Origin of the sequence: Prolixibacter bellariivorans ATCC BAA-1284, from assembly GCF_000621705.1 — a bacterium.
Lineage (GTDB): Bacteria > Bacteroidota > Bacteroidia > Bacteroidales > Prolixibacteraceae > Prolixibacter > Prolixibacter bellariivorans.
Genome location: NZ_JHXO01000010.1, coordinates 58,978 through 71,808, shown reverse-complemented (window position 1 = coordinate 71,808; position 12,831 = coordinate 58,978). Strand labels below are relative to the sequence as shown.

The 12,831-nt window shown below is 44.3% G+C and carries 8 protein-coding genes; 6 read left to right on the top strand and 2 right to left on the bottom strand.

All coding sequences use genetic code 11. The features are described 5' to 3' along the window. Positions 1-49: 49 nt before the first annotated feature. Positions 50-913: a twin-arginine translocase subunit TatC gene (tatC, locus tag T426_RS0113675; RefSeq protein ID WP_025863132.1), complete on the bottom strand. Its 864-nt coding sequence runs from the start codon at positions 911-913 to the stop codon at positions 50-52. Between the two features lie 228 nt (positions 914-1,141). Here tatC and recQ point away from each other — a divergent pair, with 228 nt between their 5' ends. Continuing rightward, on the top strand, positions 1,142-3,319 hold the full coding sequence (recQ, locus tag T426_RS0113670) for a DNA helicase RecQ (protein ID WP_025863133.1): 2,178 nt from the start codon (positions 1,142-1,144) through the stop codon (positions 3,317-3,319). Between the two features lie 110 nt (positions 3,320-3,429). After that, positions 3,430-4,296 (top strand): CPBP family intramembrane glutamic endopeptidase, encoded by an 867-nt coding sequence (locus T426_RS0113665; protein ID WP_027585850.1) that lies wholly within the window; start codon positions 3,430-3,432, stop codon positions 4,294-4,296. A gap of 4 nt (positions 4,297-4,300) precedes the next feature. On the opposite strand, the gene T426_RS0113660 is transcribed toward T426_RS0113665, so the two are convergent. Next, a complete protein-coding gene (locus T426_RS0113660) occupies positions 4,301-5,512 on the bottom strand; it encodes a pyridoxal phosphate-dependent aminotransferase (protein WP_025863135.1) in 1,212 nt (403 codons plus the stop codon). Positions 5,513-5,767: 255 nt separating this feature from the next. Here T426_RS0113660 and ald point away from each other — a divergent pair, with 255 nt between their 5' ends. The 4 genes from ald (at position 5,768) to bglX (ending at position 12,631) form a co-directional block, all read left to right on the top strand. After that, a complete protein-coding gene (gene ald, locus T426_RS0113655) occupies positions 5,768-6,880 on the top strand; it encodes an alanine dehydrogenase (RefSeq protein WP_025863136.1) in 1,113 nt (370 codons plus the stop codon). Positions 6,881-7,476: 596 nt separating this feature from the next. Then, positions 7,477-8,886 carry a CPBP family intramembrane glutamic endopeptidase gene (locus tag T426_RS25200; protein ID WP_025863137.1) on the top strand — a complete coding sequence of 470 codons (1,410 nt, stop codon included), beginning with the start codon at positions 7,477-7,479 and terminating at the stop codon, positions 8,884-8,886. 92 nt (positions 8,887-8,978) lie between these two features. Continuing rightward, positions 8,979-10,085: a hypothetical protein gene (locus T426_RS0113640; protein ID WP_027585849.1), complete on the top strand. Its 1,107-nt coding sequence runs from the start codon at positions 8,979-8,981 to the stop codon at positions 10,083-10,085. Between the two features lie 269 nt (positions 10,086-10,354). Beyond that, entirely contained in the window at positions 10,355-12,631 is a 2,277-nt protein-coding gene (gene bglX / locus T426_RS0113635; RefSeq protein ID WP_025863140.1) for a beta-glucosidase BglX, read from the top strand. Positions 12,632-12,831: the final 200 nt, after the last annotated feature.

The window sequence follows — 12,831 nt, the reverse complement described above, 5'->3', positions numbered from 1 at the left end:
TCAATGGATTGAATTGCAAAGATAAAAATAATGAACAGACAGGAACAAGTTACGCTTCGAGCAAATCCTCTTCACGCTTTTTAGCCACCCGCTTCGAAATCACAATTCCGATTTCATAAAGGAAAACCAATGGGAAACAGACCATTATTTGGCTGAAAACATCGGGTGGAGTAATAATGGCCGAAAGCAGTAGGAGAACAACGTAGGCATGCCTCCGGTATCTCCGCATGAATGCGGGAGTAACCAGCCCTACTTTACTCAAAAAGTATATGGCTACGGGAAGTTCAAAAACAACACCTCCGGCAAGCACAATGGAACTGACGGTACTGATGTAGCTGCTCAGGTTGATTTGGTTGGTAATTTGATCACTGATGTCGTACGAGCCAAGAAAATTCACCGAAAGTGGAACAATCAGGTAGTAACCAAACAGGATACCGATAATAAAAAGTAGTGAACTGTAAACTACGGCTCCGGTGGCATATTTTTGCTCTTTTTCGTACAAAGCCGGCCTGATGAATCGCCAGAACTCCCAGAAGAGATACGGAAATCCGAGTATGACACCTGCAAGCAAAGAAATCTTTATATGGGTTGCAAACTGTCCGGCCATATTAATATTGATAATCTGCAACGGTTTGTCATTAATTGCCAGGGCCGGAATATTCAGGACCTGTGAAATCCAGTTAAAAAACTGGTTGGTTGCGAATTCGGGTGTTTTGGGTTTCAATATCAGCGTATCGAAAATGAAATGGTAGTTGGCAAAAGCGAGGATAGCGAAAATCACGACAGCCACCACGGCACGAACCAGATGCCACCTTAAAACTTCCAGATGTTCAAGGAAAGACATTTCCTCTTCCTTTTTTTTCCTATTTTCGTTCGTTGATTTTCCGCCAGGTAATTTTTCCTGTTCAGCCATCAGATTCAAATTAGCATGTTTGGGTTTAATTTGGAGACTAATGCTCCAATAAAATTCCAGACAAATATACAATCTTTGGCCTTTTTTTTTAGGTTTGGGCGACGAAAACGAAAACCGTTTTTTGCCTGAACTTCTGCTGGCTGGAGCGAATTTGTACTACTAATATTATTTAGATATCTTAGTGGAGGCTATGTCGGAGCGGCCTTAAGAGTTAAAGGAGATTAGATTATGAATAAAGGTGTTTCTCTTTCTGCCCAATTGCAAAAATATTTCGGTTTCGACCGGTTTAAAGGGCAGCAGGAGGAGATTATTGAAAGCGTGCTGGAAGGGAACGATACCTTTGTATTAATGCCCACTGGTGGTGGAAAATCGTTGTGCTACCAGTTACCAGCCTTGTTGCAGGAAGGAACAGCCATTGTCATATCCCCCCTAATCGCATTGATGAAGAACCAGGTGGATGCCATTCGTAGTTTCAGTACCGAAGAAGGAGCGGCCCACTTTCTCAACTCATCCTTGACCAAAACAGCTATTCAAAAGGTAAAGGATGATGTCCTGGCACAGCGTACGAAACTTTTGTACGTAGCCCCTGAATCGCTGACCAAGGAGGAAAACATTGAATTCCTGAAAAACGTCAATATTTCGTTTTATGCCATCGACGAGGCGCACTGTATTTCGGAGTGGGGACATGATTTCCGGCCGGAATACCGTCGGATACGTCCCATTGTGAACGAAATAGGGCATGCGCCCATTATTGCGCTGACTGCTACGGCTACCCCAAAGGTTCAGCATGATATTCAGAAAAATCTGGGTATGCTGGATGCGAGGGTCTTCAAGTCGTCGTTTAACCGGGCCAATCTTTTTTACGAAGTCAGGCCAAAGGTTAAGCCTGTTGAGCAAATCATCAAGTATATCAAGGACAATACCGGTAAATCGGGCATTATATATTGTCTTAGCAGGAAAAAAGTAGAAGAGCTGGCTGCCACATTGCAAGTCAACGGTATTCGCGCGTTGGCTTATCATGCTGGCATGGACTCGTCAACACGTTCCGGAAATCAGGACAAATTTCTGATGGAGGAGGTGGATGTGATTGTGGCCACGATTGCTTTTGGGATGGGAATCGACAAACCCGATGTCCGTTTTGTGATTCACTACGACATTCCCAAATCGCTGGAAGGTTATTATCAGGAAACGGGCCGGGCCGGACGCGATGGAGGCGAGGGGCATTGTATTACAATGTACAGCTACAAGGATATTCAGAAACTGGAGAAATTCATGCAGGGTAAGCCGGTTGCTGAACAGGAGATTGGCCAGCAGCTGTTGCTCGATACAGTAGCTTATGCTGAATCGGCATTGTGTCGGCGGACTATTTTGCTGCATTATTTTGGTGAGCATTACGAAGTAGAAAATTGCGGGTCTTGTGATAACTGCATGAATCCGAAGGAGCAAATTGAAGGCAAAGAGATGGTTGTGTTGGCGCTGAACGCTGTAACCGAGGTGAAAGAGCAGTTCAAGGGAGAACACATTGTCAATATCCTGATCGGAAACGATACCGCCGCTGTAAAATCATTCAGGCATCATGAAATATCGATCTTCGGCTCGGGAAAAGAGTACGATGTGAGGCTGTGGAATGCAGTTTTCCGCCAGTGTATTATCTCTGGTTTTCTCCGCAAGGATATTGAGAATTATGGTGTACTGAAGCTGACGGACGAAGGCCGTAACTACCTGAAGAATCCGCAATCGTTTATGGTGGTGAAAAATCATAACTACGAGGCAGCGGACGAAGAGCCAACTGCTCCACAAGGAGCTTCAGCCGGTGATCCGGAACTCTTTAAAATGCTGAAAGAGTTACGTAGGAAAATATCTCAAAAGCTCAATCTACCGCCGTTTGTCATCTTTCAGGATCCGTCACTTTCCGATATGTCGATTCAGTATCCGACTAAATTGGAAGAGCTTCAGGGAATTGCCGGGGTAGGACAAGGAAAAGCACGCCGGTACGGGAAAGAGTTTGTTGAGCTGATTGCCAAATATGTGGAAGAAAGAGGTATTGAGCGGGCACAGGACATGGTGTACCGTTCGGTAGCCAACAAATCGAAAAATAAAGTATTTATTATACAGGGGATCGATCGGAAAATCCCGTTAGATGAGATCGCTTCTTCGAAAGATCAGTCGATGGATGATTTGTTAAGTGAAATCGAAGCCATCGTCCATTCGGGTACAAAACTCAACATTGATTATTACTTAAATGATGTACTCGATGAAGATCAGGTGAGTGACATTTTTGCTTATTTCAGGGAAGATGCCGAGAGCGATTCGCTGGAAGAGGCAATGGCCGAACTGGGCGAAGAATACAGTGAGGAGGAGGTCCGGCTGGTCCGGATCAAATTCCTGAGTGAGATGGGAAATTAGTCGGAAATAACTATAAACGAACATACAAAGAGAGCCTGGTGGCAGGTTCTCTTTTTTTTATTTCAACCTAATAAACTGGCCGTTAAAACGGTAAACTAACCAACCAACTAATGAAAAAAGTCTTATTTGTTCTCCTCAGGACTATCCTGTTGCATGCGGTATTTGTTTTACTACTGCTGGGACTTACCGGCATATATTACTTCCTGCGAGGGGAGATAGAAGGTACCGGTTTTACGCCCCGATCATATGCGGAGGTTCCCCATAATCAAATGATAATGGCCATAATCACTTTTCTGGCCGCCTTTTTAACCATTTTGTTACTGGTTCGCTTTATCGATAAGCGTTCGATGCGTGACATGCTGAAAATCAGGTTTAACCTGAACCAATTTGGATACGGAAGTTTGCTCGGTGCCGGATTGATTATCCTGATTACCTTTATCTTAATATCGATGAACCAGGTGGGCTTGGGGAAAGGTAATTTTCATATGCAAAGTATGCTTTACCTGCTGCTGTATTACCTTTTTGTATCGCTGTATGAAGAGTTTTTGTACCGCGGGTACTTGCTTGGTTATTACACCAAACAAATGCCGGTGTATCTGGCAGTAATTCTAACGGCAGTGGTTTTCGCGTTAATGCACATGGCGAACAGAAGTTTTAATGCCCTTGCTTTGGTGAATGTTATCCTTTTAGGTGTTGTTCTTGGTTTAATCCGCATTCGCGGAAGAAATCTCTGGGCACCAATTGGACTGCATTTCCTGTGGAACTTCATGCAGGGGCCTATCTTCGGATTTTCCGTCAGCGGAAGTCCTCGTACCCACGGTATATTTCTCATGTGGCTTCATGGTAATGAGAGCCTGACCGGAGGTTCTTTCGGGCCGAATGCTTCGTTGGTGACTTTGATCGTACTTCTGGCACTCAGCGGCTGGTTGGCTTACCGTCAGTTTTACCAAAATCCGGCAAAAGAATTGACTGAATAAGTTATCAACCTTCTGCGTCCGGCGTCCGGTGCGGGTAAACTTTCAGCGCTTCACGTATGCACGCGACGGCCTCTTTCAGGTCTTCCACGTTGAGGACATAGGCTACGCGCACTTCGTTTTTCCCGCTATCGTCGGAGCTATAGAAACCGGAAGCCGGAGCCAGCATTACCGTAGAGCCATTGTATTCAAACTCTTCCAACATCCATTGGCAGAAATGATCGCTGTCTTCAACCGGTAGCCTGACCATGGAGTAGAAGGCACCTCTCGGCATGGGAGAATAAACCCCGGGAATTTCGTTCAAGGCATTGATGAAATAATTCCGGCGGCGGAGGTATTCGTTGTACACCTCTTCCATGTATTCGGGCGGACTGTCGACAGCGGCTTCAGCCACTTCCTGTCCGAGAATCGGTGGACACAACCGGGCCATTCCCAGCTTTAGAATGGACGAAATGATGTGTTTGTTTCTGGAAACAACCGATCCAATGCGGATACCGCAGGCACTGAATCGCTTCGAAACGGAGTCAATCATGATAACATGGTCCTCGATGTCCGGCAATTCCATAACCGAGTGATGCTGAAATCCGTCGTATACGAATTCCTTGTACACCTCGTCAGAAATCAGGTAAAGGTCGTGTTTGAGCACCAGTTCACGTAACTGCTCCAACTCTTCCCGGGAATAGAGGTATCCCGTCGGGTTATTGGGATTACAGATGAATATGCCTTTGGTTTTCGGGGAGATGACTTTCTCTAACTCGGAAATAGAGGGTAGTTGAAAACCATCTTCGATGTGTGAAGCAATAGGCTTGATCACCACATCGGTACCAACGGCAAACGAGCGGTAGTTGGCGTAAAAAGGTTCCGGGATAATGATTTCGTCACCCGGGTTAAAGCAGATCATAAAGGTGAACGATATGGCTTCCGAACCACCAGTGGTAATCAGGATGTCGGTGTATTCCACATCGATTTTCCGGTTACGGTAGTATTGCGCTAACTTTTTCCGGTACGAATCGTTTCCGTACGATTGTCCGTAAGGAATCAGTTCGAAATTGAAGTTTCGGATACGCTCAATTGCATGTGGCGGGGTTTTGATATCGGGCTGACCAATATTCAGTTGTATAACCTTCTTTCCCTGCTCTCTGGCCTTCTCTGCGTAAGGTACCAGCTTCCGTATCGATGATTCGGGTAATAAATCCCCGCGGTTTGAAATTTTAGGCATCCTGCAATCTTATACTTTCAAGTTGGAATTGGCAAAGTTAATATTATAAACTGTCAGTCAAATGGGGTTGATGTTTAATTATTGTAATATTAATATTGAAAAAAGTGTCAAACAATCATAAAAAATGAACTTTTAAATTGGTCATACGAGTGATATGTTAATTTAAGCTGAATAGTTGAAAATTATGGGGGTTCGTCATATTAGCGTGAGATTATTTCCTCTATTTTTGGGAAATACCCAAAAAATAAATTAGTCATGATAATAGGAGTTCCAAAGGAAATTAAAAACAACGAAAACCGGGTTGCGTTAACGCCTGCCGGTGCTGCAGAGTTAGTTAAGCGTGGTCACGAAGTATATGTTCAGGCTACAGCAGGTATGGGAAGTGGTTTCACCGATGAGGAATATGTTTCCGCCGGTGCGCAAATGCTCCCGACCATTGAAGATGTATACGGCAAAGCCGAAATGATTATCAAAGTAAAAGAGCCTATCGAGCCTGAATACGAACTGATTCGCGAAGGCCAGTTGCTCTACACATACTTCCACTTTGCATCATCCGAAGCTTTAACCAACGCCATGCTCCGCAACAAGTCGGTATGTTTGGCTTACGAAACCGTTGAGTTGCCCGACCGTTCACTGCCGTTGCTGGTTCCGATGTCGGAAGTCGCTGGTCGTATGTCTGCACAGGAAGGTGCTAAATACCTGGAGAAAACTTATGGCGGACGTGGAATGCTGTTGGGTGGTGTTCCCGGAGTTCATCCTGCCAAGGTGCTGATCATCGGTGGTGGTATTGTAGGTACCGAAGCGGCCAAAATGGCTGCCGGACTGGGTGCCGATGTAACCATTATGGACGTGAGCCTGAAGCGCATGCGTTACCTCGATGATATCATGCCAGCGAACGTAAAAACCATGATGTCGAATGAATTCAATATTCGCCAGATGGTTCAGGATCACGATTTGATTATTGGCGCCGTATTGATTCCGGGTGCAAAAGCTCCGAACCTGATTACCCGCGACATGCTGAAAACCATGAAGCCGGGCACAGTGTTGGTTGACGTAGCTATCGACCAGGGCGGTTGTATCGAAACAACCCATCCGACGACACACGATGAGCCCACTTTCGTGATTGACGATGTGATTCACTATTCAGTAGCCAACATGCCAGGTGCCGTTCCGCGTACCTCTACACTGGCGTTGACCAATGCTACCCTGCCTCACGCCATCGATTTGGCTGAGAAAGGCTGGAAGCAAGCTTGCCGCGAAGACAACTCCTTGAAAAAAGGATTGAACGTGGTAGATGGCAAAGTGGTTTACAAAGGTGTTGCCGAAGCGTTTGGTCTTACTTATTACGATGTAGACAGCATTCTGTAAGCAGTTGCTTAACGATAAAAACCGGGAGGTCGTCAGTTTACTGACGGCCTCTTTTTATTTTAACTGGTTATCATATTGCATCAACTTCGTTTTTCTAATGTTATGTTATTAACATGTGTAAGTGGTTTATATTTAGCTTTCAATGATTAATAAACGCCGGTTATGAACAGCGAAAATTTAAATGGTTTTATTTTTTATTCGAAAAAAGGGGGTAACCTTTTCAGGAAACAGGGTATTAACGAGCGAAGACCAAGACAGATATTGAGGAGTTCTCCACTCCACTTTTGCTCCGAATAGCAAGTGTATTTTGAGGGAAAAGGTTGAAGGATTTGAAAAACTGATTGCATCATCTTTTGATGCTGGTCGGTTTTTCTTTTTCTGAATAAAAGTTGAAGTTAAACCTTGAAATACATTTGATGATGTTCTTGAAGTCTACTAACATGGTATAAGAAAAAACTTTCAGTCCAAAATTAGTCTTTAGCATATTTGATGCTTGAGAAGCATTTGTTGCGACGATGATTGTTGGTGAGACTTTTTAATGTCCTGATGAATTGACTGAAAGCTCTTATAACCCCTAATCTAATAAATAAGACTAAATGACCCCGAAAGAAAATAGCCTGAAAGCCTATTGGAATTTTTTGTTGCATCCGAATTTAGAGGAGAAACAATATCAGTTTACTACCAAACTTCTGAATTTCTTAGTGGTATTGATTGTTGATATTGCTGTCACAGCTGCGTTGGTTTGGCCTGTTGATCATTTGAGACACATTGTTGGGCCAGATGTTCAGGTGCACAAAATTCCGATCTCTCATCAGAGGTATGGCTTACTCACATGGAGTCTGCTGGTAACGGTTTTCATTCCGCTGCTGGAGGAATTGACATTCAGAACGCACTTGCGACCGGGGAAGCAGAACTTTCTTTTATCGTTCATTGGCGTATTGTTGGTTGTCGGCGCCTTAATTCTGTCTTATAGTCATGCTTCTGACAAACAGCCTGCTATTATAGCTGTGGCGGCTGGATTGTTGTTGCTGGCGATTTATCTATTCTTTCAACGAAGGATATTTTTGCTCCTCGGAAGATTTTGGCGTCGAAATTATGCGCGGGTGTTTTATATTTCTACCATCTTGTTTGGATTCTATCATCTGCAGAATTACACGCTGACATTAACATTCCTGGTTTTATCTCCCGTTTTTGTTTCGCCGCAGATTTTTGCGGGATTTAATATCGGTTATTTACGGGTACGTCAGGGGTTTTGGTGGGGATTTGTGTTGCATGGATTACACAATGTCGTCTTTCTGCTTCTTCCTGTCTTGCTATTCAAGCCAGGCTTGAGTGGGGATAAGGTGTTTAAAGATGAAATGGTTATGGCATATCCGGGACATGTGCCCGCTCCCAAAAATTATTCCCTGGAGATTTCAGAGGTCGGAAAACATCGTTATAATTTCTGTAAAGTATCACCTACAGGAATAGATTTCGAACGTGCAACTGTACGTTTGGCTCTTGCTAAGCTGGCAATATTTCGACCGGAAGATGTTGTTTTTCAAGATACCGCTGTTGCGAACCGGGTTATCGACCTGCATTTTACCGATAGGAATAAAGAAAACATGGATGATTTCAAAATGTCCAGACGTTTTGTCGTTCAGCAACTCCTAAAAAAATACAACCTCAGGGCGCAGCTCTGTTTTATTCCTGTCGGGAATTGGGTACTATATCGAAGTCAGTTTGTGAAAGCAGAAGAAGACACTGCAGTGCTGAATGAAGGAGATGAAGTACCCAGCAGTGTTGTTCTGAAGGATGCAACGATAAGAGATTTGGCAGATAAAATAGAGGGACTCTATCCTATGAAAGTGAACTGTCTTTCAGAAAACCGAACGAAATATACATGGGTTATCCCGAAAGACAGCACGGAACAGCTTCAGCGTACGTTGATGGAAAATTATGGGATCACTTTGTATCAAACAAAAAAAAGAACGGTGAAATGTTATATCAGCTCCCAAAATAAGTAATCGTATTTATACTATTGGTCGGGATATACCTTTTGTCCGTTTATTGCATCTATTGAGCAATAAACAATAATGCTAACAATTATTTCCATCGTATGAATGACCATCAACGAAGGCTAACCATCCTTCTTTTTCTCGTGTTTTTATCTACCGTTTCTCATGCCCAGATTCGTGTTGTTGATGGGGATGATCATTCAGCTATCTCTTTTGCCCAGTTAATTGCCCCTGATGGCCGGTTGGTAGGCACATCCAACACCGAAGGGAAGATAGATACCGTATCAGTCAATTGTTTTGTGAAAAACAGTGACTCGCTGGTGGTTCAACACCTCAGTTACGAAAACAGCGCGATGACCTGGAAGCAGATGAAGCTTGCCGGTACTATCCTGTTAGCGCCACGTGAAATAGCATTGCACGAGATAACCGTAACGAATAAGAAGGAGAAAATGGTACTGGTGCTGAAAGGCTTTTTCCGGAGCTATCAGTTAAAAGACAGTATCCCGGAATATTTTGCCGATGGGATAGTAGAGTATTATATCTGGAACGACGGCAAACGATTTAAATGCCAAAAGGATGCTTACCGTCTATTTCGGAATCAGGAGCTTCTTGATGCCATACAATATCATGCAGTCACCGTGTCTGAAGGTTCGTTGACACTTCCCTATATCGAGCCCAAAACCATCGTTAAGCAACTCAATAAGAACTATTCAATCGATGGAAATCATGGGCGGACGCTGATTTTGAAAGAAGATTCGGTGGCCGGGAGCATCCGAACGGATGAAGCCCGAAAACAGGTACAAATCAACATCGACTGGATAGCCCCGGCCAAAGTAAGAGAAAGAAGTTTATTTGGGTACCAGGTTCGGATCACTCATCACGATGTGACCGAAACGTACCTGGCCAAAAGTCAGTCAATGGCGTCGAAAGCCAATTTGGAAAGCTGGCGAAGGTATTATCAATACTTTTTTAAGCAGAAAAAGGAGACGAGATTTAAGAACATTCAAACAATTAGTGAATTTTATGTTCTGGAAAGCTATTATATCCCCAAATCAGTAATGCAAGAGGAGAGACCTTCGTCAGGCTGGAGGATCCCTTTGTCGCATTCTTATACAACAGAATACTGGGAGCATTTGGATGAACGCATTCCCCCACTGAATCCTAACATCAAGAGATTGCTGGGTGCTACGCTGATGATGTACGATTAATAAGAGCTACTCTTAAGATTCGTTAAGAATATCTCGTATCTCCGTCTTTTCATTAGGAAGATCAATATTGTTTATTATACAGTTACTTCTGTTTTTACCGGAAAATCCGTTCCTTTGTTTCGGATTGAATTCATAAATTCAAACAGTCAGATAAAAACACAACTAAAGCAAATTAACATGAAACGAGCCGAAAGAGTCAACTTTTCCTACAAGAACAGGATTGTGGTGGCGAGTTCCATGTGGTAATTAAAAAACTAAAAATTAAACACATGAAGTGGTCAGCAATTCTGCTATTATTATTTCTAGCTCTGGGCAATAACTTGTACGCATTGAAGCCAAAAGCAAACGATGAAGCTATTGAGAAGAAAGTAAATGAGCTTCTCAGCAAGATGACGCTTGATGAGAAGATTGGTCAGTTAAATCAGTACACCAGTCAATGGGAAATGACCGGACCTGCACCGCAGGGAGCATCCGCACAGAAGCAGTTACAGGAAATTAAATCCGGTGCTGTCGGTTCGATGTTGAATGTTGTAGGAGCTGAAGCTACCCGGAAAACACAGGAGCTGGCGGTAAAAAACTCCCGGTTGCACATTCCGTTGATTTTCGGATATGATGTCATCCACGGATTTAAAACCATGTTCCCGATTCCGTTGGGAGAAGCGGCCAGCTGGGAACCCGAACTGGCAAAGCTCTCTGCACATGTGGCCGCTGTTGAGGCATCGGCTGCCGGTTTGCAGTGGACCTTTGCTCCGATGATGGACATTAGTCGCGATGCCCGCTGGGGGCGCACCATGGAAGGTTCGGGCGAGGACCCCTACCTGGGAGCAGAATTTGCTGCTGCCCGTGTTCATGGTTTCCAGGGCAGTGATTTGTCGGAAGACAGCACCATTGCTGCCTGTGCCAAGCACTTTGCTGCCTACGGTTTTGTCGAGTCGGGCCGCGATTACAATACGGTTGACATTAGCGAGCATACGCTGCGTAACACCGTGCTGCCACCCTTCGAGGCAGCCGTTAAAGCTGGCGTAGCTACCGTGATGAACTCGTTCAACGAAATTGGCGGAACTCCTGCCACTGCCAGCGCTCATCTGCAGCGTGACATATTGAAAGGACAATGGGGATTTAAAGGTTTTGTGGTTTCCGACTGGAATTCGATAGGTGAGCTGATTCCTCACGGGGTGGCAGCCAATAAAGCCGAAGCAGCCGAACTGGCTATCAATGCCGGTAGTGACATGGACATGGAAGGTCATTGCTACATTACTTCACTGAAAAAGCTAGTGGAAGAAGGTAAGGTGAAGGAGTCGTTGATTGATGATGCTGTTCGCCGCATTTTGCGCGTGAAATTCGAACTCGGACTGTTTGACGATCCATACCGTTACAGTAATGTCGAGCGCGAGAAGAAAGAAATTCTTTCACCCGAACATCTGGCGGCGGCCCGAAAAGTGGCTCGTCATTCTATTGTTCTGTTGAAAAACGATAACCATCTGCTTCCGCTGAAAAAGAAGGGACAAACCATTGCGGTGATTGGTCCGTTGGCAGCCGATAAAGATTCTCCATTGGGAAGCTGGCGTGCTCAGGCCGTTACCGGTTCAGCTGTTTCCTTGCTCGAAGGAGTGAAAGCCGCCGTTGCGGATAAAAATAGCGTGGAATATACTGAAGGCACTGCGCTAACTGTTGGTCCGAGAACCTTTACCCAGGAATTGAAATTCAATACGACAGATAGCTCTGGTTTCGATGCAGCCCGCCAGATGGCAAAAAAAGCCGATGTGGTTGTATTGGCGGTTGGAGAAAATTGCTTCCAGACCGGCGAAGGACGCAGCCAAACTGAGATTGGCATGAAAGGACTGCAGGAGCAGTTGATGAAAGCAGTGTATGCAGCCAATAAAAATGTGGTTGTCGTTCTGATGAATGGTCGTCCATTGGTAATTGACTGGATGGCTGAGCACGTTCCGGCCATTGTTGAGGCATGGCATTTGGGTTCGGAAGCCGGAAACGCGATTGCTGATGTGCTGTTTGGCGATTACAATCCTTCCGGAAAGTTGCCGGTTTCGTTTCCGCGCGCCGTTGGACAGCTACCTATATATTATAACCATAAAAGTACCGGGCGTCCCGATCCTACCGGAACAGTTTTCTGGTCGCACTATACCGACCAAAAGAAAACTCCATTGTTCCCGTTCGGTTACGGTTTGAGTTATACGACGTTTAAGTATTCACCGGTCAAACTCAGTTCACATGAAATGAGCATGGGCGGAAAACTGGAAGTGTCGGTGAATGTGCAGAATACGGGAAAAGTTGCCGGAGAAGAAGTCGTGCAACTTTATATTCGGGATTTGGTAGGCAGTGTAAGCCGTCCGGTGAAAGAGTTGAAGGGATTCCGTAAGATCGCATTGAAACCAGGCGAATCACAAAAAGTGACGTTCACGTTGACTTCAGATGATTTGGCTTTTTATGGTGCCGATTTGAAGAAGAAAGCAGAACCAGGAGACTTTAAAGTATTTGTCGGAACGAACTCCGACGATGTACAGGAAAACTCCTTTGTATTAAAATAGACTGATTTTAACGAAGCGTGAACCCCGCAAAAAAAATTGCGGGGTTTTTTCGTTTAAGCAGGAAAAATTCTTTTAAGCATTTTTCGGTTTTGATTGTTATCTCTGAAGGTTTGTCAATACGAGATTCAGATTTTATAACAAAATGTTCGAAAATATTAATTTATAGACATATTTTGAAAACTCAATAGCAAACTATAATT